A 25,801-nucleotide genomic window follows, 5' to 3' on the forward strand; every position below is an offset into this window, starting at 1 on the left:
CCGCGCTTTTGACGAGGACCAGGCTTGATCCCCAGCAACGACATTTCGCCGGCGCCATTCGGCGCCTTTGCGCCCAATGCGGCGCAGGCCGCCATCATCCGGCTGGCGCACGGCTCAGGATTGAAGCGCGGCGCGTTCCGGCCCTGGCTGTCGCGGCTGGTCGATCTGTTCGGCGCAGGACCGCTCGATGTGAGCTATCAGGGCGCCTCGTTCCGCTTCTATCACCAGGCCAGCGCGACCGAGCGCGGCGCACTGTTCAATCCCGATTACAATCTTGAAGAGCTCGCCTTCCTGCGCCGGCATGTCGGCGCCGGCGGCACCTTCGTCGATCTCGGCGCCAACGTCGGCACCTATGCGCTGGCGCTGGCGCGCGATGTCGGCGCCGATGGCAAGGTGATCGCGATCGAGCCGCATCCGGTGACGCATGCGCGGCTCAAATTCAACACGCAGGCCTCCAACTATCCGCAGGTGCGGCTGGTTGCGGCGGCCGCGGGTCCGAGCGACGGCGAGCTGATGATCGAGACCGACGGCGACAATCTCGGCGCCAGCCACATCGTCACCGGCACGCCGACCGGCAAGGCATACAAGGTGCCGTCGCTGCGGCTGCAACGCATCCTCGAGGAGGCCGGCGCAAGCAAAGTCGATGCGCTGAAGATCGACGTCGAGGGCTTCGAGGACCGCGTGCTGACCGGCTTCTTCCGCGACGCGCCGGAGCAGTTGTGGCCGCGCGCGGTGGTGATCGAGCATCTGTCGAAAGACGAATGGACCGAGGACTGCATCGCCGACATGCACAGCCGCGGTTACGTCGATCAGGGCCGGACCCGCAGCAACACGCTGCTGGTGCGCGGTTGAGAAGCCGCTAGTTGCTCGCGGTGAGAAACGGGGAGATGGTGCGCGCAGCTCCATCCACGTCATTGCGAGCGACGCGAAGCAATCCATCGCACGGCAAGCTGAGGAATGGATTGCTCGTCGCTATCGCTTCTCGCAATGGCGTCGGCGCCGAAGCGTCAATCCGCTCGGGGAGAGCGAATATCGAATCGACCACCTGACCGCCACAACAAGCGAGGCTCGCGATGATCGACCATATCGGCTTTTCGGTTTCCGACTATGAGCGCGCGAAAGCATTCTACCAGACCGCGCTGGCGCCGCTCGGCTATGGCTTGATCATGGAAGTGCCCGCTGAAGTGACCGGGCACGCGCCGGCGGCGGGCTTCGGCGCCAACGGCAAGCCGGACTTCTGGATCGGCGGCGCAGGCGCGATGAACAAGCCGGTGCATATCGCGATCACCGCCAAGGACCGCGCCACCGTCGACGCCTTCTACAAGGCTGCGTTGGCGGCGGGCGGCCGCGACAACGGCGCGCCCGGCATTCGCGCGCATTATCACCCGACCTATTATGGCGCGTTCGTGCTCGATCCCGACGGCCATAATATCGAGGCGGTCTGCCACACGCCCGAATAGCGCCGCACAGGAACGGCTTGGCGCGCGTTCCGTTAGCGCTTCGAACTGCGATGGAGCGATCAATGCGCGCGACGCGAGCCGGCATCGGCCACGACACCTCGATCTGATGCCGATCGAGCCTCCCGAGATTCCGCCGACGACGCCCGGCAATCCGAGCGAACCGCCGCCCGGAATTCCGCCCGGCAATCCGCAGCCCGAGGTTCCAGCACCGGTGCGCGAACCCGGCGAACCGCCGCGACCGGACGAGTTGCCGGGCAATACGCCCGACGAATCGCCGGTGCGCGGGCCACCCGGACCGACGGGCCCGCCGCCCGCGACAGATCGACCTGCCGGCCGATCAATCACGCGCGCGCCTTAGTTCCCAATCGCTGACAATCGTGTCCGGGCGTTTCTTATGAATGTCCAGTGAACAAGGGCACATGCAACCCGTTATAATGTCGAAATAAACTTCGCCGATGATTCGGTGCTCGCCACAATCCGGCCCAACGGCTGGCAATTCATCGTGTCGCCGAATTGTTCGGCTCTCACTTTCGCTCCTGCCCAGACTTTCCGCCCCGGGGACTCCGATACCATGACAAAGCTTCGTCTCGTGCTGCTCGCCACGACCGCGCTGACGGTGATGCAATTCGCAACCTCAGCGTCGCACGCACAAACTTCGCCGCTGGTCGTCGCACAGGCGCAGCCAAAGGAAGAGCTCGGCCCCGACGGAAAGCCGAAGCCAAAACCGGCGCCGGGCGCTCCCGCACATCCGGCTCCGCCGGCCGCCGCGCCGCATCCGCAGGCGCCTCCCGCAGCCGCGCCGCCCGCCCATCCAGCTCCGCCGCCGGCCGCAGCGCCCGCGAGGCCGACCCCGCCCGCAGCGCCTGCGCGGCCCGAACCGCCCGCTGCCGCACCGGCAAAGCCGACGCCGCCTCCGGCAGCCGCACCGCATCCCGCGCCGCCTCCGGCTCCCGCACGGCCGGAACCGCCCGCCGCGCGTCCGGCACCGCCGCCGGCAGCCGCGCCCGCGCGGCCCGAACCACCTGCCGCAAAGCCGGCGACACCGCCGCCTGCGGCCGCGCCCGCACGCCCTGAACCCCCTGCTGCGAAGCCGGCGACGCCGCCGCCTGCGGCTGCGCCCGCGCATCCCACACCGACCCCGCCGCCGCCCGCCGCAGCACCGCAGCGGCCAGGCACGCCGTCGACGCCCGCACCGGGTGCAGCGCATACGCCGCCAAGCCCGACGCCGGGGGCCGCAACGCCGGCACCGGGCGGCGCTGCTCCGGCAGCACGCCCCGGCACGCCGCCCGTAGCCGCAACACCGACGCCCGCAACGCCCCAAGCTCCGACAATGGCGCCTGCCGAACGCCGGCCCGGCGATCGCCCGGGCGGCGAACGTCCGGGTGGCACCAAGCAACCGCCGGGCACGACGACGCCGGCAACGCCCGCGCCGGGCGCGACACCGGCAGCACCGGGTGCCGCTGCTCCGGCAGCACGCCCTGGCACGCCGCCGGCAGCTGCAACGCCAACGCCGGCTGCACCTGCAACGCCGGGAGCTGGAACACCGACTCCGGGTCAGCAGGGACGTCCCGCCACACCGCCCGGAACGCCTGCAACCCCGGGAGCAGCGATGGGCGCCCCCGGCGCAGCGCCGGCACCCGCGCAGCAGGCCCGTCCGGGCGCTGCGCCCGGCTTGCCGCCGGCCCAGGGAGCCGCCATGGGCGCGCCCGCGGCACCGACCGTGGTGCCCGGCTCGGCCGCCGCAACGCCGCCGCCCGGCAAGGCGCAATACGCCCCGCCGACGGTTGCACCGGCATTCCGGGCCGCTCCTGCAGTCGCGGCACCGCTGCCGCCGCCGCCGCGCCATGACAACATCACGCCGCTCGCGATCGGCGCCGCAGTCGGTGCAGGCGTGGTGGCCGGTGCCATCATCGGCGGGAGCATCGCGGACCTGCGCGGCCAGCGGCAGGAAGTCGTCGAAGACGGCCGCACCATCTACACCGAGCCGGACCGCGTCATCATCCGCGACCCGAGCGGCCAGGCCTATGTACGCGGCGACGACATCTATCGTTTCCGCTATGGCGCGCGCGACATCCGCACCGAGACGATCGGCGGCGAGACCCGCACCATCGTGGTCCGTCCCGACGGCAGCGAGATCATCACCGTGGTCGGTGCCGACGGTCAGATGCTGCGCCGAATCCGCAGGGATCCCGGCGGGCGCGAGCTCGTCATCATCGACAACAGCTATCGCGATCCGCGTGCGGTCGGCGGCTTCTATGTCGACGTACCGCCGCCGGTGGTCAACATTCCCTACGATCGCTACATCGTCGACGCTCAGGACGCGTCGCCCGACGTGATCTACGAGACCATGGAGGCACCGCCGGTGCAGCGGATCGATCGGCGCTACTCGCTCGAAGAGATCCGCTACAGCCCCAATGTCCGCATGCAGATGCCGTCGATCGACCTCAACACGATCAACTTCGATTCCGGATCGTGGACCATCCCGCCCGATCAGGCGGCGCGGCTGCAGGTGATCGCCGACGGCCTCAACCGGGCCATCCAGCGCAACCCGCGCGAGGTGTTCCTGATCGAAGGCCATACGGACGCGACCGGCAACGACACCGACAATCTGTCGCTGTCGGACCGCCGCGCGCAATCGGCCGCCGAGTTGCTGACGCAGCAGTTCGGCGTGCCGGCCGAAAACCTGACCTCGCAGGGTTACGGCTCGCAATATCTGAAGGAGCAGACTGACGGACCGAGCCGCATCAACCGGCGCGTCACGGTCCGCCGCATCACTCCGCTGCTCAACGGCGGCACCGCCTCCGCCGCGCCACCGCGCTGAGCCGGTGCGACATCACGAGACCAAAATGGCCGGGAGCGATCCCGGCCATTTTCGTTTTGGTCGTCGGATGAGCGGGCTCTTGCTTCACCTCGCCCCGCTTGCGGGGAGAGGTCGGAACGCATCGCGAGATGCGTTCCGGGTGAGGGGGTGCAGGTCTATCTACGCACACGACTCGTGGAGGGAGTCCTCACCCAACCCTCTCCCCGCATCCGCCTTCGCCCGAAGGCGGGCTTCGGCGGACAAGAGAGCGGGGCGAGGGAGCACACCGTCAGCGCGGTGTTGTCAGTGACCTCACCGCGCCATCTGCGCCGGATCGTAGAAGAAGCGCTCCTCGATCAGCTCCTCGCCACGCCAGGTCTGCCAGGCGACCTCCTCCATGCGGCGGACCTTGCCGTCCTTGGCCGTGAACTCGAACCGCCAGCAGATCGCCGAGTGATCGCCGTCGACGAGCAGCGGCCCGAGCCGCGTGGTCGTCACGCTGCTGACCGCCGCCAGCACCGCCGCCTCGCGCGCCGCGAGAGCTTCACGACCGACGCGCCATTCGCCGTCGTTCTCCTGGGTGCGGGCGTCGGCCGAGTAGAAATTCCTGATGGCGCCGACATGGTCGTTGGACTCGACCGCGTCAGCGAAGGCTTGCAGCGTCTTGAGCGAAGGCATGGGCTCTCTCCATTTACCGACTGATGGTCGGTATTTATCGACTGCTAGTCGGTAAGTCAATTGGCTTGCGGCTGGAACTGGGTTAGACAGCATGATCCGGAAAAGTGTGACGCGGTTTTTCCGATAGATCATGCTCAGACAATAACGAACCATGGCAACCCAGGCCGAGCGGCGCGAGAAGACCAGAGCCTCGATCGTCAAGGCAGCGCGCCGCATTTTTGGCGAGCGCGGCTTTGCCGCGACGACGATGGACGACATCGCTGCCAGCGCGCGCGTCGCCAAGGGTGCGGTCTATCACCACTTCGCAACGAAAGAGGCGGTGTTCGAGGCGGTGTTCGAGCAGGTGTCGATCGACCTCGTCGCCGATCTCGACCGCATCTCGCGCGCCGAGTACGATCCACTCGCGGCGATGGCGGCGGGCACGCAGGGCTATTTCGCGGCGTGCGCGAAGGGCCCGACCGGCCACATCATCCTGCGCGACGGCCCCGCCGTGCTCGGCTGGGAACGCTGGCGCGAGATCGACGCCAAGCATTTCGGCGGAAAATTTCCGCGCGCGCTGGCGGCGGCGATGGAGGCCGGCGTGATCGCGAAGCAGCCGATCGAACCGCTGGCGCGGCTGTTGCTCGGCGCAGTGACGGAGGCGGCAGTCGCGGTGTCAGCCGGGCCCGATATCGGCAAGACCGGCACCGATTACGCGCGGGCGTTTCGTTCGCTCTTGGATGCGCTGAGGGTGAAGTAGGGCAACATCTCTCCCGTCGTCCCTGCGAAAGCAGGGACCCATAACCACTGGGAGTTGTTGTTGTACGAGCTGGGGTCCCAGCACTGCGCAACAATTTACAGTCGTGGTTATGGGTCCCGGGTCAAGCCCGGGACGACACGAGTTTTGTATCAGCCGCTCGCGACCCTAACCCTTGTCGCTCTCGAGCTGGAAGATCTGCGCGCCTTCGCCGCTCGCAATCAATCCGGTCTTGTTGTAGAGGCCGAGCTTGGCGCGGGTGTCCGAGATGTCGAGGTTGCGCATGGTCAGCTGGCCGATGCGGTCGGCCGGCGTGAAGGCGGCGTCCTCGACCTTCTCCATGCTGAGCCGCTCCGGCGCATAGGTCAGGTTCGGGCTCTCGGTGTTCATGATCGAATAATCGTTGCCGCGGCGCAGCTCGAGCGTCACCTCGCCGGTGACGGCGCGCGCCACCCAGCGCTGCGCGGTCTCGCGCAGCATCAAGGCCTGCGAATCGAACCAGCGGCCCTGGTACAGCAAGCGGCCGAGTCGCATGCCGCTGATGCGGTACTGCTCGATCGTGTCCTCGTTGTGGATGCCGGTGACCAGACGCTCATAGGCGATGTGCAGCAGCGCCATGCCGGGCGCCTCGTAGACGCCGCGGCTCTTGGCCTCGATGATGCGGTTCTCGATCTGGTCGCTCATGCCGAGGCCATGGCGGCCGCCGATCGCGTTGGCTTCCAGGAACAGCGCGACCGGATCGGCGAACGTCTTGCCGTTGAGCGCGACCGGCTGGCCCTCCTCGAAGCGCACCGCGACCTTCTCGGCCTTGACGTCGCAATCGGCGCGCCAAAACGGCACGCCCATGATCGGGTTGACGATGGTGATGCCGCTCGCAAGGCTTTCGAGATCCTTCGCCTCATGGGTCGCGCCGAGCAGGTTGCTGTCGGTCGAATAGGCCTTCTCCGCGCTCATCTTGTAGGCGAAGCCCTGCGCGGTCATGAACGCCGACATCTCGGCGCGGCCGCCGAGCTCGTCAATGAACTGCTGGTCGAGCCAGGGCTTGTAGATGCGCAGGCTCGGGTTGGTCAGCAGGCCGTAGCGGTAGAAGCGCTCGATGTCGTTGCCCTTGTAGGTCGAGCCGTCGCCCCAGATGTTGACGCCGTCCTCCTGCATCGCCGCGACCAGCATCGTGCCGGTCACCGCGCGGCCGAGCGGGGTGGTGTTGAAATAGGTGATGCCGCCGGTCGAGATGTGGAACGCGCCGGACTGGATCGCGGCGATACCCTCATGGACAAGCTGGGTGCGGCAATCGACCAGGCGGGCCTTCTCGGCGCCGAAATCCATCGCCTTGCGCGGGATCGCGTCGTAGTCGGCCTCGTCGGGCTGGCCGAGATTGGCGGTGTAGGCGAACACCTTGGCGCCCTTCAGCTTCATCCAGAGCAGCGCCGCCGAGGTGTCGAGCCCGCCCGAGAACGCGATGCCGACTTTTTCGCCGGTGGGCAGGCTTTTCAGAATCGTACTCATGGAACGGTCCAATCGGTCGACATGGATCAGGTTTCAGGGCTGGCGATATCAAATTTCCGCAAGCGGAGCACGCCTTTAATCGGGCTCCAATCAGGCTTCGGGCTGGCTGGATGCAGCCTTGCCGCCCCGGCGCCAGCGCTGCACCCACCGGTAGCCGGGCATTGCAAGGCGCGTCAGCGCGGCATCGACCGCCTCGTCGGTCAGCCGGGTCGCTGCCCAGCGGTAGATCAGCGCGTAGAACAGCCAGACGGTGAAGAACGACACCAGGCCCGCGATCGCCACATCGGTGAAGAAATGACCGCCAAAGGCCATGCGAAGGGCGCTGGTGACGATGCCGAACACGGTCGCCCCGGCAAAGGCCAGCGGCCGCCACGCCGGCGGCGTCAGCGCCGCCGGCGCATAGGTCCAGAACGCGGTGGCGCCCTCGCCGGAGAAGAACGAGCAGTTGCGCGGGCAGCCGCCGCGCGGATCCCACCACGGCATGAATTGCAGGTCGCCGCCGAACTGCGTCACGACCACCGGGCGCGGCCGGCCCCAATAATTCTTGAAGGTGAAGTTGGTCAGCACGCCGGCCGAGAGCAGCATCGTGGTGAGCAGGAACACCGCGGCGCGGCCGGACATCAGCATCGGCCGATCCGGCCGAATGAATTTCCAGACGATGGTCACGAGCGCCGGCAGCACCAGCGCCCACGCGATCCACATCGCCGCATCGCGCGCAAAAGCGGCGATCGCGTCGAGCTTCAACGGAAAGGTTTTCTGCGCGGCGTCGTAAAACAGCGCGGCGAGCTTCAGATCGAGCTCGGGATAGAGCCCGAACAGGATGCCGATGATGAGCGCGAGCGCCAGGGCGATGAAAAGTCCGGTCCGGTTCATGGCGCGCGGTTTAGCCGAGGCGATGGGGTATGGGAAGCATCACGGCCGCGGCGATTGTGACGGCAATGGCGGGGGCGGCGGTAATGGACGGCGCGGCTCGCGCCAGGCGCCGGCGCTGCGGCCGGCGATCAGCCAGTAGACCAGGCCGGCGACGATGCCGGCGCCGGTCATGATCTCCAGGTGCCGGCGTACGATGCCGTGGAACTGGATCGTATCGGGATCGAACGGGACCAGGCCGAGATAGCAGGCCGCGCCGACGATCGCGCCGCCGACCGCATAGGCCAGCACGCTTCGGATGTAGAACGCCTCGGTGATCAGCACCACGATCAGCGCGGGCAGCAGCGCAAAGCCCGAGATGAAGATGAAGCCGAAGCCGAGCACGATATCGATCGCGCTCTGGTCGATCTGGCCGCCGAAATCGCTGATCTCGGGGTACAGCACCGCGACGACCACGATGATCCCTGCCACGAAGCAGGACATCAGGAAGCCGAACGCGACGACGAACAGGCGGCCGATCAGGGCCATGCTACCTCCCCGTCATTGCGAGCGGAGCGAAGCAATCCATCTCGCCACTTGCCGAGGCATGGATTGCTTCGTCGCTTCGCTCCTCGCAATGACGGATTGCATGGAGGCAGCACTTCTCAATCCGTCATCGCCATCGCGCGCAGCGCCTGGCGCTCGCGGGCGGAGAGCTTTTCGGTCTCCGACTTGAGCTGGCCGCAGGCGGCGAGGATGTCGCGGCCGCGCGGCGTGCGCACCGGCGAGGAATAGCCGGCATTGAAGATGTATTCGGAGAATTTCTCGATCTGCTCCCAGTCCGAGCATTCATAGGCGGTGCCCGGCCACGGATTGAACGGGATCAGGTTGATCTTGGCCGGAATGCCCTTCAGCAGCTTCACCAAGAGCCTGGCGTCATCGAGCGAATCGTTGATGCCCTTGAGCATCACATATTCGAAGGTGATGCGCCGCGCGTTGGACGCGCCGGGATAGTCGCGGCAGGCCTGCAACAGTTCCTTGATCGGATATTTGCGATTCAGCGGCACCAGCTCGTTGCGCAATTCGTCGCGCACCGCATGCAGCGAGATCGCGAGCATCACGCCGATCTCGTCACCCGTCCGCTTGATGTTCGGCACCACGCCCGAGGTCGACAGCGTGATGCGGCGGCGGGAAATGCCGATGCCCTCATTGTCGGCGACGATCAACAGCGCATCGCGCACCGCGTCGAAATTGTACAGCGGCTCGCCCATCCCCATCATCACGATGTTGGTGACGCGGCGGGTGCCGTCCTCGCGGTCGGCCCAGTCGTTGAGCCGGTCGCGCGCCACCATCACCTGGCCGACGATCTCGCCGGCGGTGAGGTTGCGCACCAGCCGCTGCGTGCCGGTGTGGCAGAACGCGCAATTCAGCGTGCAGCCGACCTGCGAGGACACACACAGCGTGCCGCGATCGGTCTCGGGGATATAGACGCACTCGACCTCGTGCGGCCGCTCGACCTTGTCGCCGCTCGGCAGCCGCAGCAGCCATTTGCGGGTGCCGTCATTGGAGATCTGCTCGGCGACGACCTCGGGACGGTCGACGGTAAAATGCTTCTCGAGCTCGGCGCGCATGTCCTTCGAGACGTTGGTCATCTCGGCAAAGCTTTGGGCGCCGCGGAAATACATCCAGTTCCAGAGCTGCTGGGTGCGCATCTTGCGCTGACCCGCCTGCACGCCGATCTCGCCCAGGCGATCCGATATCTCGGCGCGCGACAGCCCGATCAGCGACGGCTTGGCCGGCGGCACATAGGTCTCGAGCGGAACCTTTTCGACCAGCGCGCTGGCGCCGGAGACGGCCTTGGTGGTCACGGTGTCGGTCATGAAACCTCAAATAGGCCTTCCAGCCGGTGCTGGAAAGCCGCCTAATACCTCAATCTGACGCCTTAAGTCGCGTCTCTAGCGCCGGCAGTCCTGGCCCACCCGGTCGAGCGCCTGCGCCAGGCCCTTCAGCGAGAAGGTGTCGATCGTCTCGGTTCCCTTGGCCGAGACGGCTTTGACCGTCAGATCGGCCGATTTGCGCATGGCTTCCACCATCCGCTCCTCTTCGGCCGCATTCTTGATCCAGAGGCCGTCGCCCTGCGTATACATCGCATAGGTCCCGCCGCCGACCTGCAATGTCGATTCCGAGCCCGGCTTCACGGTGTAGCCGATCATGATCGAGACTTCGTTGACGACCTTCTCCGCCGGGCGGGTGGAGATGAAGGCATAGGCCGGATCGCGTGGCCGGTTCGCCGGATTGGTCTTCGACGACGCCGGCTTGGCGAGCGCGAAGCACACCTTCTTGCCGTTGGGCGCGGCGGTGTAGGCGCCCCAGGTCCCGAATTGCCCGATCAGCGTCGGCTCTGCGCCGCCGGCCGCAGCCGCGGCCGCCGAAGGCACCGGCTTGGCCGCGTCTTTCTTGGGCGCAGCCTGCGTCGGTGCGAGGGTGATGATCCCGCACAGACCACAAGCCGCCAATGATGTCAGAATCTGCCGCACAGCCAACTGGTTCCCCCATCATTGTGACTGCAAGATGGCCCGGCGATTCCCCCTCCGCCGGCCGGGATGGATAACCGGGAAACGCTTTTTTGGGAAGGCAGTTACAGTTGGATGCGCGTGCGGACCCAACGCCGCAGCGCGCGTCTACTGTTCCTAGTGCACGCTCATTGTTTGCTGATGCACATCAGCCCTTTTTCATCCCTTGGCACGCGCCGCGCGCTGGCTCTCCCACTGCGCATCGGTCCATTGCAGCAGATCCTCGGCACCGGAACTGCGCAAATGCGAGCCGCCGTCCTGCACCACCATCTCGCCATTGATGTAGCCTGCCTGATCGGAGATCAGGAAGGTCGCAAGATTGGCGAGCTCGGAATGTTCGCCGGCGCGGCCGAGCGGATTGCGATGCGACCAGGTCTCGCCGCGCGCCTCGGGGCGCAGCTGGCCGGTCGCCCCTGGCGTCGGGAACGCACCCGGCGCGATCGCCACGGTGCGGATGCCCTTCGGGCCCCATTCGACGGCGAGGCTCTTGGTCATCGCCAGCACCGCGGTCTTGGCCATCGACGACGGCACCGTGAACGCGCGGCCCGTGATGGTCGAGGTCGAGAGGATCGAGAGCACCACGCCCTTGTGCTTGCCGTCGATCCAGCGGCGGCCGGCGGCGAGCGTGCAGTACATCGTGCCATGCAGTGTCGGCGCGAGGATCGCGTCCGCCGCGCGGAATGACAAATGTTCGCTCTGCGCAATAAAGGTTGCGGCCGCATTGTTGACGAGCACGTCGATCGGCGCGTCCTGCCAGATCTGATCCATCATCGCTTCGACCGCAGCGCCGTCGCGGATATCGCAGCGCGCGATGGAGACCTTGGCGCCGAGCTCGCTGCGGAATTTCGCGGCGGTTTCCTCCAGCAGCGCCTCGCGCCGGCCGCAGATGATCAATTCGGCGCCGAGTTCGGCAAAGCGTCGACCCATCGCAGCGCCGAGGCCGGAGCCGCCGCCGGTGATCAGGATGCGCTTTTTCGCTAGCAGGCCTTTTTCAAACATAGTTTGATCCCTCCGCACTGTATTGTCGCTCCGCCGCAAATCCGGCATGAAGCTTTCAGTCCTTTTTGCGTCCGAAACTCAGGTGTGTCCATGAAAGCCATCCTCTGCTCGCAATACTGTCAACCCGACGATCTCGTGCTGGCTGACGTGCCCGATCCGGTGGCGGGTCCCGGCGAAGCCGTGATCGCGATCAAGGCGGCGGCGCTGAATTTCTTCGACATCCTGATGATCCAGGGCAAGTACCAGATCAAGCCGCCGTTCCCGTTCTCGCCGGCCGCCGAAGTCGCCGGCGTGATCGAAAGCGTCGGCGCCGGCGTCACTGATCTGAAGGTCGGCGACCGTGTCGTCGCATCCTGCGGCCACAACGGCGCGCGCGACAAGATCGCGCTGCCTGCGAATTCGATCGTGAAGATTCCCGACAATCTCGATTACGACCGCGCCGCCGGGATCATCATCATCTACGGCACCGCGCTGCATGCGCTGGAGGATCGCGCGAGCCCGAAACCGGGCGAGACGCTCGCGGTGTTAGGGGCCGCCGGCGGCACCGGCCTCGCCGCATGCGAGCTCGGCAAGCTGATGGGCCTCAAGGTGATCGCGTGCGCCTCGTCGGACGAGAAGCTCGCCTTCGCCAAGCAGCATGGCGCCGAGCTGACGCTGAACTACGCCAAGGAGGATCTGAAAGAGGGCCTGCGCAAGCTGACCGACGGCAAGGGCGCCGACATCGTGTTCGATCCGGTCGGCGGCGCCTATGCCGAAGCCGCGTTGCGCTCGACCGCATGGGAAGGCCGCTTCCTGGTGATCGGCTTTGCCGCCGGCGACATTCCGAAGATTCCGCTCAACCTCGCGCTGCTGAAGGGCTGCGATATCCGCGGCGTGTTCTGGGGCGCGTGGGCGCGGCAGAATCCGGAGAAGAACCGCAAGAACCTCGAGAAGCTCGTGCAGTGGACCGCGGAAGGCAAGATCTCCTCGCATGTCGACCGCACCTTCCCGCTGTCGCAGACCGCGGAAGCGTTGAAGGTGCTGGCCGGCCGCAAGGCAATGGGCAAGGTGATCCTGCATCCGGGCAGCTGAAGGCAACGCTGAACCGCAGGCTCCTAACTATCTCCGTCACCCTGGGGAGCGCCACCGGGTCCGCGCAAAGCGCGGCCCGATGACAGGCTCCGCGCGTCTCGAAGGGTCGACGGCCCGGACCGGGGCCGTCCATCCTTCGAGGCTCGCAAGAGCTCGCACCTCAGGATGACGGGTTGAAAGTCTAGTAGCCCGGATGCAGCGAAGCGAAATCCGGGGTTATCCGGGGTTGGACCATTCGCGATTAGAGCGGCCCCGGATTGCGCTTCGCTTCATCCGGGCTACGCCTGTGGCGCTACTCCTCTTCAGGCACCCCGCGCTTCAGCGCTGCGCGGGCGGCTTCGCGGTGCTCGGGCGTGATGTGGCTTGCCACCATGCGGATCGCGGTGGCGAGCACGGCGGCATCGTCGGTGAAGCCGAGCACCGGCAGCATGTCCGGGATGAAATCGAACGGCAGGATGAAATAGGCGATGGCGCCGAGCAGCGCGGCCTGGACATGGCGCGGCGTCTGCCGGTCGAAGGCGCAGTAATAGGCGGCCAGTAGGTCCTCGGCGAAGGGCAGGCGGGCGACCACTTTCTTGAACTTGATCCAGAAGCGGCGGCGCACGCTTTCGGGGTCCTGCGCCAGCCGGTCGGCAGGCCCAAATCCCACGCCGGTGTCGGACGTTGCCATTGCAAGGGTTCCTCGACGCCGCGTCAGTTCAGCGGCGGACGATTACGAATCTGGGGATGTCGGCCACCCGGTGCAAGGTTGCCGATCCGTCGGCTCAATTGACCCCGAGCTGCCGTGCGATCGCGTTCATGGCCTTGGCGAGATCGATGTCGCGCTTGGTCACCCCTCCGACATCGTGGGTCGCCAGCACGACCTCGACCGTCTTGTAGACGTTCTTCCATTCAGGGTGATGGTCGCTCTTCTCGGCGACCAAAGCGGCGCGCGCCATGAAGCCGAATGCCTCGTTGAAGTCCTTGAACACGAAGGTCTTTGCGATCGCCTCGCGTCCGGCGGGCTCCGACCAGCCGGCCAGTTCCCAAAGCGCGGCCTTTCTTGCTTCCGCTGACAGCTTCTCGACCATGGGTACCCTCCCGTTTGGCCCGACCTTAACCTAACGACCGGCCTCCGGGGCGGGATCCACGCCAAAATTAAGGCCGAAATCGCGTCCTATCGCCGCTGGTAACCATGACGCAGATGTAACATCTGTCCGTTCAGGAATTTGCTACAAATACAGGATGTATGCACGTTGGTAGTTTTACGAGATTGAGCCCCGACGTTTGTTTGCGAGATCGATGACAGACGGCTCCGCCAGCATATCGCCCAAGCCGCCGCGTTCGGCCAAGCGCCGGCTGATGTTCGTTTTGATCGCCGGCGCGCTCGCCATCATCGGCGCGACGGCTGCCGGATATTATTTCGCGGTGCGCCCGGTGACGCTGCGGATCGCGGTCGGCCCAGCGAACAGCGATGACGTCAAGGTCGTGCAGGCGCTGGCCCAGGCCTTCAACAACCAGCAGCACACCCAGGTCAAGCTCCGACCAGTGCAGACCGACGGCGCCACCGCCAGCGCGCAGACGCTGGCCGACGGCAAGGCCGATCTCGCCATCATCCGCGGCGACCTCGAAGTGCCGAAGAATGCGCAGGCGGTCGCGACGTTGCGCAAGAACGTCGTGGTGATGTGGGTGCCGCCCGCCAAGGGCAAGGTCCGGAAGTCTGCCAAAATCACCAAGATCGCGCAGCTTTCCGGCCGCAAGATCGGCGTCGTCGGACGGACGCCGGCCAATGTCAATTTGCTCAAGCTGATCCTGACGCAATATGGCGTCGACCCGATGAAGGTCGAGATCGTGCAGTTCCCGGCCAATGAAGCGGCCGAGGCGATCAAGAACCTGAAGGCCGACGCCTATCTCGCGGTCGGCCCGGCCAACAGCAAGATCACGATCGATGCGATCACGGCATCGGTCAAGGACGGCGGCGAGCCCACCTTCCTCGCGATCGACGCGTCGGAGGCGATCGCGCAAAACCATCCGGCCTATGAGGCCGCGGAAATTCCCGCCGGCTCGCTCGGCTCGGCCGACCGGCCGGACGACGAGGTGAAGACGATCAGCTTCTCCCATCACATCGTCGCACGAAAAGGCCTGTCGGACTCGACCGTCGCGGCCTTCACCCGGCAATTGTTCGCGATCCGGCAATCGCTGAAGAACGACTTCCCGCTCGCCGCCAAGATCGAAACCCCCGACACCGACAAGGACGCCACCATCCCGGTACATCCGGGCGCGGCCGCCTTCGTCGACGGCGAGGAGAAGACCTTCCTCGATCGCTACAGCGATTACATCTGGTGGAGCCTGATGGCATTCTCGGCGATGGGCTCCGCCGGCGCCTGGTTCGCCGGCTATCTCAAGCAGGACGAGCGCAACACCAACACCTCGCAGCGCGAACGCCTACTGGAGATGCTGAAGGCCGCGCGGCAAAGCGATTCGACCGAAGAGCTCGACCAGATGCAGGCCGAAGCCGACGACATCCTGCGCCACACGCTCGACTGCTTCGAGCATGGCGCCATCGAGGAAGGCACCCTGACCGCGTTCAACATCGCGCTAGAGCAGTTCCACAACGCGGTCGCCGACCGCAAGGCCCTGCTGCTGAGCATGCCGCAGAATTTGCAACGGACTGCGACGCAGTTCAGGGCGGCGGGGACGGCGTAAGCCATCCACGTTCCTCGCGTGAGGGAATCACCGGCGGCAGGGTTCCCTCCCCCCTTGCGGGACCCGCAAGGGGGAGGGAGCCTGACAGGCGTGCTCACCTTACAAAGGCTGACTCCGATATCTTGCGCGCATCCCTGTAATCTCACCGTCATGGAATTTTTCTAGGTCTTGGCACGCCCGCGGCGCAGTGTCGCTGTGACCTTGAGGAGACCCCATGACGATCCGGTTCTCGCGAAATCTCACCCGCCGACGCTTTCTCTCGACGGCGGCTGCGGCCGGTGCCGGCGTGGTCGCGATGCCTTATCTGTCGCGCGCGGCGGATCGTCCCGTCATCACCCATGGCGTGCAGTCCGGCGATGTCGGCGTCGACGGCGGCGTGGTGTGGGCGCGGGCGGACCGGCCGTCGCAGATGATGGTCGAGGTCGCGACCACCGAATCGTTCAAGGACGCTCGCGCGCTGCCGCCGATCACGGCGCTGCCGGAGAGCGACTTCACCGCAAAGATGCTGCTGGAGAACCTGCCCTCCGGCCAGGACATCTTCTACCGCGTCCGCTTCCGCGACCTCGCCCATATCGACGTGGTCGGCGAGCCCGTGGTCGGCCGCTTCCGCACCGCGCCGAGCGACCGCCGCGACGTCTCCTTCGTATGGGGCGGCGACGTTGCCGGCCAGGGCTGGGGCATCAACCCCGACGACGGTGGCATGATCACCTTCGCCGCGATGAAGAAGCACAACCCGGATTTCCTGCTGCACTCCGGCGACACCATCTACGCCGACGGCGTGATCCCGTCCGAGGTGAAGCTCCCGGACGGCAAGATCTGGAAGAACATCACGATCCCGGAGAAGGCCAAGGTCGCCGAGACGCTCGACGAATACCGCGCCGCGCACAAATACAATTTCCTCGATTCCAATGTGCGCGCCTTCAATGCCGAGGTGCCGATCTTCGTGCAATGGGACGATCACGAGGTGACCAACAACTGGTCGCTGTCGAAGCAGCTGCCGGCGGCCTACAAGGAGCGCGACATCACGGTGCTCGCCGCGCGCGCGGCGAAGGCGTTCCACGAGATGTATCCGATGCGCGAGAGCATCGTCGAACCGGGCCGGGTCTATCGCACCCTGAGCTACGGCCCACATCTCGACGTGTTCATGCTCGACGAGCGCAGCTATCGCGGTCCGAACGGTCCGAACCTGCAGGAGACTTACGGTCCCGACGCCTATTTCATCGGGCCGGACCAGATGGCCTGGCTGAAGCGCGCGCTGCACAACTCGCGCGCCACCTGGAAGGTGATCGCCTCCGACATGCCGCTGTCGCTGATCGTCTATGATGATGCGACCAACAAGAAGGGCTCGGAAGCGTTTGCGCAGGGCGACGGTCCGGCGCGAGGCCGCGAGCTCGAGATCGCCGACATCCTGCGCTTCATCAAGACCGCAGGGATCGTCAACACGGTGTGGCTGACCGCCGACGTGCACTACGCGGCCGCGCACTACTACAATCCGAACAAGGCCCAGTTCCAGGAGTTCGATCCGTTCTGGGAATTCGTCTCCGGCCCGCTGCATGCCGGCACGTTCGGCCCGAACGAGCTCGACAACACGTTTGGTCCCGAGGTGAGTTTCGTCAAGGCGCCGGGCGAAGCCAACCAGAACCTGCCGCCGTCGGCCGGCATGCAGTTCTTCGGCCACGTCAAGATCGACGGCAAGAGCGGGCAAATGACGGTGAGCCTGCGCGACCGCGTCGACGCCGAGCTGTGGGCGATCACGCTCGACCCGAAGCCGGTGTGACCAGGTCGCTGCCGCGGCGGAACCGGACTCCCTTGTTCTGACGGCCTCGCTCCAGGGCGAGGCAACATGATTGCCGGGGATGGACGTCCTCGGCCTCTTCCGGTACCGATATCAGAGCCGTTATGCTGGGGGCCCGGAGGGGCGGAGCATGAGGCGCTGCGAATTCTTTCGCGTGCTCGGTGGTATCGTCGCGAGGTTTCGGTCTCGCCGCTTGTTGGTCGTTACGATCGCGGTGTTCGCACTGCTGCCGATCGGAGCCGGTGATGCCGGCTGGCTGCCCGATCTCTTCAAGAGCTCACCCAAACATGCCAAATCGCCAAAGCGCGCGAAGGCCACCAGGCCGGCCAGATTGGCGAGGCACCGCTCCCCGCCCAAACACCGCGCCACGCGACTGGCCGCCCTTGGCCCAGTCACCCTGCCGCTTTCAGGGCTCAAGCCGGCCGCAGTCACATGCGATCCCGCGACATTCCGGATCGTGCTGGACGTCGGACATACCGCCGAATCGGAAGGTGCGATCAGCGCGCGGAATGTTGCCGAGTTCACCTTCAACCTGCGGCTTGCGAAGCTGATCGAGGAGAGATTGAAGGCCGAAGGTTTTGCCGAAACCAGGCTGCTGCTGACCGAGGGCAAGGCGCGACCCAGCCTGTTCAAGCGGGTCGCCAGCGCCGGCAATCTGCACGCCGATCTGCTGCTGTCGATCCACCATGACTCCGTGCCCAACAAGATGCTCGAGGACTGGGAATTCGAGGGCAAGAAAAGCCACTTCAGCGACCGCTTCAGCGGTTACTCCGTGTTCGTCTCGCGGGAAAATCCGGACTTCAAGATGAGCCTGCGGTTTGCCGAACTGCTCGCCGGAGAAATGAAGGCCCAAGGCCTGCACTATGCCGAGCAGTACAGCCAGCCGATCATGGGCAGCAACCAGCATCCGCTGCTGAACAAGGACACCGGCGTCTACAGCTATGACGAGCTGATCGTGCTGCGAAAGACCGCAATGCCCGCCGTGCTGCTGGAGGCCGGCTCGATCATCAACCGGGACGAAGAACTCGCAATGGACTCGCTCGAGCGCCGCAACATCATCGCCGGCGGCGTCGCGTCTGCCGCGAAGCAATTCTGCGAGCCGCGATGGAGCCTGCAAGGCCCACTCTGACGGGCCGCTGACGTCATTCCGGCTTGCCGGCCTTGATCTCCTTGAATTTGGCAAGCGCCTGTTCGAACTTGGCGTTGAACAGCCACATCGCATCGAGGATGTTGCGGAAGGTTGCGGAGGTTCGAGCCCGGTCGGCCCGGCCGAAAGCGAAGACGCTGTTGTTTCGCAGATATCCCATGATCCGGGGATCGGAGATCCTGTAACCTGTGAGGTTTCCCGATTTCAGCGCAGCTCTCGTCGGCGTCGGAATGATCTGGATCAATTCGAACAGCTTCATTTGATCGATCGGATCCGGCAGAGCCTTTGCGATCGCCGGGACCTGCGGGAAAATGTCCGCGTGCGCGTTCATCAGGCCGTCCCGCACCGCGGTCCAGTGATTGAACCTGCGATCGAGGTTGCCGGCCCGCGCCTCTTCCTTGTCGTCGCGGCGGCTCAGCGCCGGATCCAGCGCCGCGATCGATTCCTTGATCGCGGCCCACTTGTTTCGACCGTTGCGATCTTCGGACGGGCCGGTCTGCAGGCTGCCCTTGTAGGTGTTCGACCGCGCATTTCCCGCGTTCTGCTTGCCGTTGGTCTCGGCAAAGAACAGCCCGAGGCTGATACGGCCGGCGGTCGCGGCGTCAGCGGCATCCAGTCCCCTGGCGCGCGCGATCACGGTCGCCAGATCGACCACATCCTTGAACGGCGTCTCGGAGCTTTGTGCACCGGCGGGCGGCGCCTCCATGAGGTCGAACAGTTTCCTGTACTCCTCGAGCAGCGGCTCATTGTCGGCGTCGAGATAGGCCGGCGGAATTCCCAGTTTGTTGGGCCTTCCGATCCGCGACGGCAACGCATCGGTGAGATCCTTGTAGGCGCTCATCATCTCGACTCGGGCAAGATAGATCGCCTGGCCCGGCAGGTTGGGCAGCGGCTGCTTCGAATCGATCTGCGCGCGGCGCTGGCGCAGGATCGAGATGAAGGTCTTCAGGGCATTGTCGTAGGCCTCGCTTGCGGCGGATTGCGCGCTCGACAATGCGGTCGGCTCAGCAACGGCTCGAGATACGAAGCCACCGCCGACGGCCGAGGCGAGCAGCAGGCCGATGGAGAGCGCTGCTACACGCGCAGCGGCAGATGTGCTGATCGCCATGACGGCTTGCCTGTGCGTCGCCGAATCCTTGCGACCCGGATCGTAGACGACGAACGCTTCGACGGCGAGGCCGAAGCCGGCAATTCGTCAGAGCCCGTTGCGCAGCGCGGCCTCGAGCGTCTCGCTCGAACACGGCTTGGTCAGCCGCGGCTTGCCGGCGAGCGAGTCCGGCAGCCTGACATCCGCGCCATAACCCGTGATGAACGCGAACGGCACCTCCAGCGTATCGAGCCGCTCGGCGATCGCGAACGTCTTCTCGCCCCCGACCAGGCCGACGTCGAGCAGGGCGAAATCCGGCGGACGTTCAGCAATCAGTTCGAGCGCGCGCGCGACATTCGCGGCGGTCCGCACCGTGCGGACGCCGAAGCCCAGGATGGTGTCCTCGAAATAGAGCGCGATGATCGGATCGTCCTCGACGACCAGAACGTCGCCGGGCATGGCATTGGGAGCGCAGTCCATGGCTCGGTGTCCATTTCTTCAATGATGGATGAGAGGCCGGATCGATCCGGCCCGATGGCCCGCGACCGGCGCCCGAAGGCGCGCCGGCTGTTCCCAATATGAAACCCATCACATCGCGCGCGGTCGCGTCTGTTCACTAGTGAACATAAATACGGGAACTTTTTCAGTATGGTCCGCGTTGGGCTGGCAGGATTTTCCAATGATTACAAAACCGACTGATTTGGCCGGGGCGAACGACCGGCCGTTCAATAATCTTTTGCGCCGGCTCAATGCCGTCGACTACGAGCTGATCGCGCCGCATCTTGCGCTGGTCGAAGCTAATGCCGGCGATCTGCTCTATAATCCCGGCGACGATGTCCAGACCGTGCATTTCCCGTGCGGACCGAGCCTTGCGTCCTACATGGTGCCGAACGAAGACGGGCGCGATGTCGAGACCATCCTGGTCGGCCGCGAGGGCGCAGTCGGCGGCATCGTCAGCCAGGGATTCCTGCCGGCCTATACCCGCATCACCGTCAAGTTCGGCGGACCCTTCGCGCGGCTGCCGATCAGCAAGCTCGACGCCGCCAAGCTGAAATCGATCTCGGTGCGCAACATCTTCGCGCGCTATGCCGACTGCATGCTGGCGCAGATCTTCCAGTCGACCGCCTGCAACGCGATCCACTCGATCGAGCAGCGCGCCGCGAAATGGATCATCTCGGCGATCGAGCGCACCAACGGCAACGGCGTGGTGCCGCTCACCCATGAGCAGCTCTCGACCCTGCTCGGCGTCGGCCGCAGCTACACCAGCCGGGTGATCCAGAACTTCAAGGCGGAGGGCGTGCTGGACACCCGCCGCGGCGCGATCGTGATCCGCGATCCGGACAAGCTCCGGCTGCGCTCCTGCCAGTGCAACGAGGCGGTGAAGGATCACTTCGAGGAAGTGCTGCGCGGGGTCTATCCGAGCGAGGACAACCCTGCGAATTAGTCCCACTTACCTCTCCCCGCTCTTTGCGGGGAGAGGTCGGTCGGATCGCTCTGGCGATCCGGGTGAGGGGCGAGGCACACTGCTCAACAAGCTGCGAGGTGCTCGCCGGATGGATGCCCCTCACCCCAACCCTCTCCCCGTAAGAACAGGGAGAGGGAGCATAGCTATCGCAGGCCGCGAAAATCACGCTACACTCGCCTCATGAGTGGGGCTGAACTTCACGCCGTCTTCGACGTCGCAGCATGGGGCGCGGCCGCGCTCGCGATGTGGTGGCTGTCGCGCCAGCGCGGGCTGCAATTCGCCCGGCAATCGTTCGAGCTGCCCTACATCGCGGCGCTGGTGTTCGGTGCCGGCATCGGCGCCTACATCTTCGGCACGCTGAACCTGTGGTTCTCCGGCATGCCCGGCATCGCCCGCTCGGTCGAGGGCGCGCTGGCCGGCGGCATCGTCGCGATCGAGCTCTACAAATGGCTGCACGGCATGACGCTGCGCACCGGGGCGCGCTTCGCGCTGCCGCTTGCGATCGGCGTCGCAGTCGGCCGGCTCGGCTGCTATTTCGCGGGGCTCGAGGACTTCACCTACGGCACGCCGACCACGCTGCCCTGGGGCCATGATTTCGGCGACGGCGTGCTGCGCCATCCGGTGCAGCTCTATGAAAGCCTGGCGATGGCCGCGTTCGCGGTCTTCTATGTGTGGGCCGTATTGAACCGCAACGCCGCTGTCATCACCAATGGATTCTACCTCGTGCTGTTCTACTACGGGCTGCAGCGCTTCCTGTGGGAGTTCATCAAGCCCTATGGCGCACTGATCGGCCCGTTCTCGCTGTTCCACCTGCTATCGCTGTTTGTCATGATTTATGCCGCCGTCATGCTGGCGACGGCACCAGATGTGAGTGTGAAGCATGAACGCGCCGCTGCGTAAGGCACGCCCCTACATCTTCTGGGGTCAGACCCAGTCGCTCTGCGAAACCTGCCTGACCCTGGTGCCGACCAAGATCCAGATATCAGGCAACGAGGTCTGGTATGAGAAGCGCTGCAAGCAGCACGGCGTGCAGTCGACGCTGGTCTCGACGGATTCGGCCTATTGGCGGCTGTGCAAGGACTTCATCAAGCCGGGCGACCGGCCGCTCGCCTTCCAGCGCCACACCGAATTCGGCTGCCCCTATGATTGCGGGCTGTGCCCGGACCACGAGCAGCATTCCTGCCTGGCGCTGATCGAGATCACCGAGCACTGCAACCTGACCTGCCCGGTGTGCTTTGCGAATTCCTCGCCGGCACGCTCAAGCTTCACGCCGCTGGCGAAGATCGAGAAGATGCTGGACGCGCTGGTGGCAAGCGAGGGCGAGCCTGATCTGGTGCAGATTTCCGGCGGCGAGCCGACGCTGCACCCGGACTTCTTCGCGATCCTGGATGCGGTGCGCGCCCGCCCGATCCGCCATGTCATGATCAACACCAACGGCCTCAGGATCGCACGCGAGCCCGATTTCGTGGCCAAGCTCGCCGAGAACAAGCGCGGGCTGGAGGTCTATCTGCAATTCGATTCGCTGAAGCGCGAGGCTCTGGTCAATCTGCGCGGCGCGGACTTGCGAAAAATCCGCCAGCAGGCGCTGGAGAATCTCGAGCGCGAAGGCATCTCGACCACGCTGGTCGCCACCATCAAGCGCGGCGTCAATGATGCCGAGATCGGCGACATCGTCCGCCATGCGCTGAGCTGGAAATGCGTCCGCGGCGTCACCTTGCAACCGGTGCAGGACGCCGGCCGCAACGAGGATTTCAACAAGGACACCGACCGCATCATGCTGTCGGAGATCCGAAAGCGGGTGATCGACACCGGGGTGTTCGGCGCCAACGACATGATCCCGCTGCCCTGCAACCCCGAGAGCATCTCGATCGGCTACGGCCTGCGCAACGGCGACAAGGTGCTGCCGCTGACCTCGCTGATCCCGCAGGATCAGCTGATCGCCGTGATGCCCAACACCATCAGCCCGGAGAAATATCCGGCGCTGCGGGAGAAGTTCGTCGATTTGTTCTCGCTGTCGTCGGGGCCGCACAACACGAGCGAGCGCGTCTGCGAGCTGCTGTGCTGCCTGCCGAGCTTCGAGGTGCCTGAGGGCCTCAGCTACGAGAACGTGTTCCGCGTCACCATCGTGCAATTCCTCGATCGCTTCAATTTCTGCGTCGGCAACGTCAAGCGAAGCTGCATCCACTTCGTCACCGAGAGCGGCGCGATCATCCCGTTCGACACCTACAACCTGTTCTACCGCAATGGGCTGATCGACGGCATCCGCGCCGCGCTGGCCGGCCAGACCTATCGCGAAACACGGCAGAGCGAGCAGGTGCCGCGATGAGCGAGGCCAATCCACCGCCGCTCCCGCCTGCGCCACCGGAGCTGCCCTATCAATACGTCCCGCCGGCGCAGCCGCCACGCAGCGGCTGCGCGACCGCCTTTATGGCGCTGTTCGGGGTGTTCCTGCTGCTGCCCGGGCTCTGTGCCCTGCTGTTCGGGTTCGGCGGCATGAACTGGTCGCGGCCCGATCCCTCGATCTTCTTTCTGATCCTGCTCGGGCTGGCGGTCTGCTTTGCCGGCGTGATGCTGATCCGCGCCGCGATCAAGGGGAGCCCATGAGCAATCTGGACCAACCGTCGTCGACAGAACCGCCGCGGCAGGAACCACGGTTGCCGCCCGGCTGCATGATCTTCATGCTGATCGTGGGGGTGCTGCTGCTGATCCCGGGCGCCCTCTGCGTGGTCCTCAATGTCACCTTGGGTGGGTCAAACGACCCGCTCACCGGGGTCTCGGTGCTGGTTGCGCTTGTTGGACTCGGGCTGATCGTGTTTGCCCGGGCGCAGAAACGGGGCTGAATCGACCCAGAAAAGCCCCTTAAGGCCGGCTTCCGCAACCAAATCAGCCCTCCAAACGACCAATAAACCATTGTTTTTTGGCGTTTTCTGACTATATTGCGCCGCAACGCGCAAGGTGCCCGGTCCTTAAGACCGGGCTTCCTTTTTGGGGTGATGCGTCCCCGTCAAATTTCTTGGGTATGAGCGTGATCCGGGCCCCGATTGGGCCACGCGAGCGAGCGGCCGGCCAAAATCGGTCCGGCGAGATCGCGCATCTGACCATTGCACGACCAGAAGAAGAGCCATGAACCTTCGCAACGTCGCCATCATCGCCCACGTCGACCACGGCAAGACCACCCTCGTCGACCGCCTGCTGCAGCAATCCGGCACCTTCCGTGAGAACCAGAAGGTCACCGAACGCGCCATGGACTCCAACGACCTGGAGCGCGAGCGCGGCATCACCATCCTGGCCAAAGCCGCCTCGGTGCAGTGGAAGGATATCCGCATCAACATCGTCGACACCCCCGGCCACGCCGATTTCGGCGGTGAGGTCGAGCGCATCCTCAACATGGTTGATGGCGCACTGGTGCTGGTCGACGCCGCCGAGGGTCCGCTGCCGCAGACCAAGTTCGTGGTGTCGAAGGCGCTCAAGATCGGCCTGAAGCCGATCGTCGTGATCAACAAGGTCGACCGTCCGGACGCCCGCCCGACCGAAGTCATCAACGAGGTGTTCGACCTGTTCGCGGCGCTCGATGCCTCTGAGGAGCAGCTCGATTTCCCGATCCTGTACGGGTCGGCCAAGCAGGGCTGGATGGCGGAGAGCCCGGAGGGTCCGAAGGACCTCGGCATGCAGCCGCTGTTCGACTTGATCGTGCGCCATGTCGAGCCGCCGAAGGTCGAGCAAGGTCCGTTCCGCATGATCGGCACCATCCTCGAGGCCAATCCCTATCTCGGCCGCATCATCACCGGGCGGATCTCCTCCGGCTCGATCAAGCCGAACCAGCAGGTCAAGGTGCTGGGCGCCGACGGCAAGCTGATCGAGAGCGGCCGCCTGACCAAGATCCTCGCCTTCCGCGGCCTCGAGCGCACCCCGCTCGAAGAGGCCGAGGCCGGCGACATCGTCGCGATCGCGGGCCTCACCAAGGGCACCGTCGCCGACACCTTCTGCGACCCCTCGGTCGAGACGCCGCTGCCGGCGCAGCCGATCGATCCGCCGACGGTCTCGATGTCGTTCATCGTCAACAACTCGCCGCTCGCCGGCACCGAAGGCGACAAGGTGACCTCGCGCATGATCCGCGACCGCCTGCTGCGCGAGGCCGAGGGCAATGTCGCGCTGCGCGTCGTCGAGGCCGCCGACAAGGATTCCATGGAAGTCTCCGGCCGCGGCGAATTGCAGCTCGCGATCCTGATCGAGACCATGCGCCGCGAGGGTTTCGAGCTCTCGGTGTCGCGCCCGCGCGTCGTGCTGCAGAAGGACGAGGCGACCGGCGGCTGGCAGGAGCCCATCGAGGAGGTCGTGATCGACGTCGACGAGGAGCATTCCGGCGTCGTCGTGCAGAAGATGAGCGAGCGCAAGGCCGAGATGATCGAGATGCGCCCGTCCGGCGGCAACCGCCTGCGGCTGGTGTTCTACGCGCCGACCCGCGGCCTGATCGGCTACCAGGGCGAACTGCTCACCGACACCCGCGGCACCGCGATCATGAACCGCATCTTCCACGGCTATGCCGCCTACAAGGGCGAGATCCAGGGCCGCCGCAACGGCGTCCTGATCTCCAATGACCAGGGCGAAGCGGTGGCCTATGCGATGTTCAAGCTGGAAGACCGCGGCCCGATGATGATCGAGCCGGGCTGGAAGGTCTACAAGGGCATGATCGTCGGCGAGCACACCCGCGACAATGATCTCGAGATCAATGTTCTGAAGGGCAAGCAGCTCACCAACATCCGCACCACCTCGAAGGACGAAGCGGTGCGCCTGACCCCGCCGATCCGCATGACCCTGGAAAAGGCGCTGGCCTATATCGAGGACGACGAGCTCGTCGAGGTGACGCCGAAGTCGATCCGGCTGCGCAAGAAGCACCTCGACCCGAACGACCGCAAGCGTGCCGAGAAGGCCAAGGAAGCGGTGGCGTAA

The 25,801-nt window shown here is 65.4% G+C and carries 26 protein-coding genes; 15 read left to right on the plus strand and 11 right to left on the minus strand.

Features of this window, described 5'->3' with window-relative positions:
* Positions 1-24 precede the first annotated feature (24 nt).
* From ACVMB0_RS07470 to ACVMB0_RS07485, 4 genes are all read left to right on the plus strand, one after another.
* Positions 25-852 carry an FkbM family methyltransferase gene (locus ACVMB0_RS07470; RefSeq protein WP_461345795.1) on the plus strand — a complete coding sequence of 276 codons (828 nt, stop codon included), beginning with the start codon at positions 25-27 and terminating at the stop codon, positions 850-852.
* Positions 853-1,073: 221 nt separating this feature from the next.
* A complete protein-coding gene (locus ACVMB0_RS07475; protein ID WP_461345796.1) occupies positions 1,074-1,460 on the plus strand; it encodes a VOC family protein in 387 nt (128 codons plus the stop codon).
* 106 nt (positions 1,461-1,566) lie between these two features.
* On the plus strand, positions 1,567-1,818 hold the full coding sequence (locus tag ACVMB0_RS07480; RefSeq protein WP_461345797.1) for a hypothetical protein: 252 nt from the start codon (positions 1,567-1,569) through the stop codon (positions 1,816-1,818).
* 213 nt (positions 1,819-2,031) lie between these two features.
* Entirely contained in the window at positions 2,032-4,281 is a 2,250-nt protein-coding gene (locus ACVMB0_RS07485; RefSeq protein WP_461345798.1) for an OmpA family protein, read from the plus strand.
* 291 nt (positions 4,282-4,572) lie between these two features.
* Here ACVMB0_RS07485 and ACVMB0_RS07490 read toward each other — a convergent pair whose 3' ends face one another.
* The gene (locus ACVMB0_RS07490) at positions 4,573-4,938 is read right to left on the minus strand and encodes a nuclear transport factor 2-like protein (protein WP_456751452.1); all 366 of its coding nucleotides are present in this window, start codon (positions 4,936-4,938) and stop codon (positions 4,573-4,575) included.
* Between the two features lie 151 nt (positions 4,939-5,089).
* Here ACVMB0_RS07490 and ACVMB0_RS07495 point away from each other — a divergent pair, with 151 nt between their 5' ends.
* Positions 5,090-5,677, plus strand: a complete 588-nt coding sequence (locus tag ACVMB0_RS07495) for a TetR/AcrR family transcriptional regulator (protein ID WP_461345799.1) — start codon at positions 5,090-5,092, stop codon at positions 5,675-5,677.
* Positions 5,678-5,842: 165 nt separating this feature from the next.
* Here the strand turns inward: ACVMB0_RS07495 and argG are convergent, their stop codons facing one another.
* From argG to ACVMB0_RS07525, 6 genes are all read right to left on the minus strand, one after another.
* A complete protein-coding gene (argG, locus tag ACVMB0_RS07500; RefSeq protein ID WP_461345800.1) occupies positions 5,843-7,180 on the minus strand; it encodes an argininosuccinate synthase in 1,338 nt (445 codons plus the stop codon).
* 90 nt (positions 7,181-7,270) lie between these two features.
* The gene (locus tag ACVMB0_RS07505) at positions 7,271-8,053 is read right to left on the minus strand and encodes a phosphatase PAP2 family protein (RefSeq protein ID WP_461345801.1); all 783 of its coding nucleotides are present in this window, start codon (positions 8,051-8,053) and stop codon (positions 7,271-7,273) included.
* A 39-nt stretch (positions 8,054-8,092) separates the two neighbouring features.
* Positions 8,093-8,578 (minus strand): hypothetical protein, encoded by a 486-nt coding sequence (locus ACVMB0_RS07510; protein ID WP_456751448.1) that lies wholly within the window; start codon positions 8,576-8,578, stop codon positions 8,093-8,095.
* A 116-nt stretch (positions 8,579-8,694) separates the two neighbouring features.
* Complete coding sequence (rlmN, locus tag ACVMB0_RS07515) at positions 8,695-9,909, minus strand: dual-specificity RNA methyltransferase RlmN (RefSeq protein WP_461345802.1); 1,215 nt, start codon at positions 9,907-9,909, stop codon at positions 8,695-8,697.
* 75 nt (positions 9,910-9,984) lie between these two features.
* The gene (locus tag ACVMB0_RS07520; protein ID WP_461345803.1) at positions 9,985-10,572 is read right to left on the minus strand and encodes an invasion associated locus B family protein; all 588 of its coding nucleotides are present in this window, start codon (positions 10,570-10,572) and stop codon (positions 9,985-9,987) included.
* 189 nt (positions 10,573-10,761) lie between these two features.
* A complete protein-coding gene (locus ACVMB0_RS07525; RefSeq protein ID WP_461345804.1) occupies positions 10,762-11,601 on the minus strand; it encodes an SDR family oxidoreductase in 840 nt (279 codons plus the stop codon).
* Positions 11,602-11,691: 90 nt separating this feature from the next.
* Here ACVMB0_RS07525 and ACVMB0_RS07530 point away from each other — a divergent pair, with 90 nt between their 5' ends.
* On the plus strand, positions 11,692-12,672 hold the full coding sequence (locus ACVMB0_RS07530) for an NADPH:quinone oxidoreductase family protein (protein WP_461345805.1): 981 nt from the start codon (positions 11,692-11,694) through the stop codon (positions 12,670-12,672).
* 292 nt (positions 12,673-12,964) lie between these two features.
* On the opposite strand, the gene ACVMB0_RS07535 is transcribed toward ACVMB0_RS07530, so the two are convergent.
* Together ACVMB0_RS07535 and ACVMB0_RS07540 are read right to left on the minus strand one after the other, a co-directional pair.
* Positions 12,965-13,342 carry a YkvA family protein gene (locus tag ACVMB0_RS07535; RefSeq protein WP_461345806.1) on the minus strand — a complete coding sequence of 126 codons (378 nt, stop codon included), beginning with the start codon at positions 13,340-13,342 and terminating at the stop codon, positions 12,965-12,967.
* Positions 13,343-13,436: 94 nt separating this feature from the next.
* Entirely contained in the window at positions 13,437-13,742 is a 306-nt protein-coding gene (locus ACVMB0_RS07540; RefSeq protein ID WP_456751442.1) for a 4a-hydroxytetrahydrobiopterin dehydratase, read from the minus strand.
* A 211-nt stretch (positions 13,743-13,953) separates the two neighbouring features.
* Here ACVMB0_RS07540 and ACVMB0_RS07545 point away from each other — a divergent pair, with 211 nt between their 5' ends.
* The 3 genes from ACVMB0_RS07545 to ACVMB0_RS07555 all read left to right on the plus strand — a co-directional run bounded on the left by ACVMB0_RS07545 (position 13,954) and on the right by ACVMB0_RS07555 (position 18,281).
* Positions 13,954-15,357, plus strand: coding sequence for a TAXI family TRAP transporter solute-binding subunit (locus ACVMB0_RS07545; protein ID WP_456751441.1), 1,404 nt, complete (start codon positions 13,954-13,956; stop codon positions 15,355-15,357).
* 214 nt (positions 15,358-15,571) lie between these two features.
* Positions 15,572-17,134, plus strand: a complete 1,563-nt coding sequence (locus tag ACVMB0_RS07550; protein ID WP_461345807.1) for an alkaline phosphatase D family protein — start codon at positions 15,572-15,574, stop codon at positions 17,132-17,134.
* Between the two features lie 214 nt (positions 17,135-17,348).
* Complete coding sequence (locus tag ACVMB0_RS07555) at positions 17,349-18,281, plus strand: N-acetylmuramoyl-L-alanine amidase (protein ID WP_461349616.1); 933 nt, start codon at positions 17,349-17,351, stop codon at positions 18,279-18,281.
* Between the two features lie 13 nt (positions 18,282-18,294).
* Here the strand turns inward: ACVMB0_RS07555 and ACVMB0_RS07560 are convergent, their stop codons facing one another.
* Together ACVMB0_RS07560 and ACVMB0_RS07565 are read right to left on the minus strand one after the other, a co-directional pair.
* Positions 18,295-19,407: a hypothetical protein gene (locus tag ACVMB0_RS07560; protein WP_461345808.1), complete on the minus strand. Its 1,113-nt coding sequence runs from the start codon at positions 19,405-19,407 to the stop codon at positions 18,295-18,297.
* An 87-nt stretch (positions 19,408-19,494) separates the two neighbouring features.
* Positions 19,495-19,866, minus strand: a complete 372-nt coding sequence (locus ACVMB0_RS07565) for a response regulator (protein ID WP_461345809.1) — start codon at positions 19,864-19,866, stop codon at positions 19,495-19,497.
* Between the two features lie 199 nt (positions 19,867-20,065).
* Here ACVMB0_RS07565 and ACVMB0_RS07570 point away from each other — a divergent pair, with 199 nt between their 5' ends.
* The 6 genes from ACVMB0_RS07570 (at position 20,066) to typA (ending at position 25,801) form a co-directional block, all read left to right on the plus strand.
* A complete protein-coding gene (locus ACVMB0_RS07570) occupies positions 20,066-20,830 on the plus strand; it encodes a Crp/Fnr family transcriptional regulator (RefSeq protein WP_456751436.1) in 765 nt (254 codons plus the stop codon).
* A gap of 201 nt (positions 20,831-21,031) precedes the next feature.
* Positions 21,032-21,751, plus strand: a complete 720-nt coding sequence (locus ACVMB0_RS07575) for a prolipoprotein diacylglyceryl transferase (protein WP_461345810.1) — start codon at positions 21,032-21,034, stop codon at positions 21,749-21,751.
* Entirely contained in the window at positions 21,732-23,177 is a 1,446-nt protein-coding gene (locus tag ACVMB0_RS07580) for a radical SAM protein (RefSeq protein WP_461345811.1), read from the plus strand. The genes ACVMB0_RS07575 and ACVMB0_RS07580 overlap by 20 nt, the downstream gene beginning before the upstream one ends.
* Entirely contained in the window at positions 23,174-23,455 is a 282-nt protein-coding gene (locus ACVMB0_RS07585) for a hypothetical protein (RefSeq protein WP_456751433.1), read from the plus strand. Before ACVMB0_RS07580 ends, ACVMB0_RS07585 begins: the two co-directional genes overlap by 4 nt.
* Positions 23,452-23,691 carry a hypothetical protein gene (locus tag ACVMB0_RS07590; RefSeq protein ID WP_461345812.1) on the plus strand — a complete coding sequence of 80 codons (240 nt, stop codon included), beginning with the start codon at positions 23,452-23,454 and terminating at the stop codon, positions 23,689-23,691. Before ACVMB0_RS07585 ends, ACVMB0_RS07590 begins: the two co-directional genes overlap by 4 nt.
* A gap of 283 nt (positions 23,692-23,974) precedes the next feature.
* A complete protein-coding gene (gene typA, locus ACVMB0_RS07595) occupies positions 23,975-25,801 on the plus strand; it encodes a translational GTPase TypA (RefSeq protein WP_461345813.1) in 1,827 nt (608 codons plus the stop codon).

This window comes from Bradyrhizobium sp. USDA 4451 (assembly GCF_054822585.1).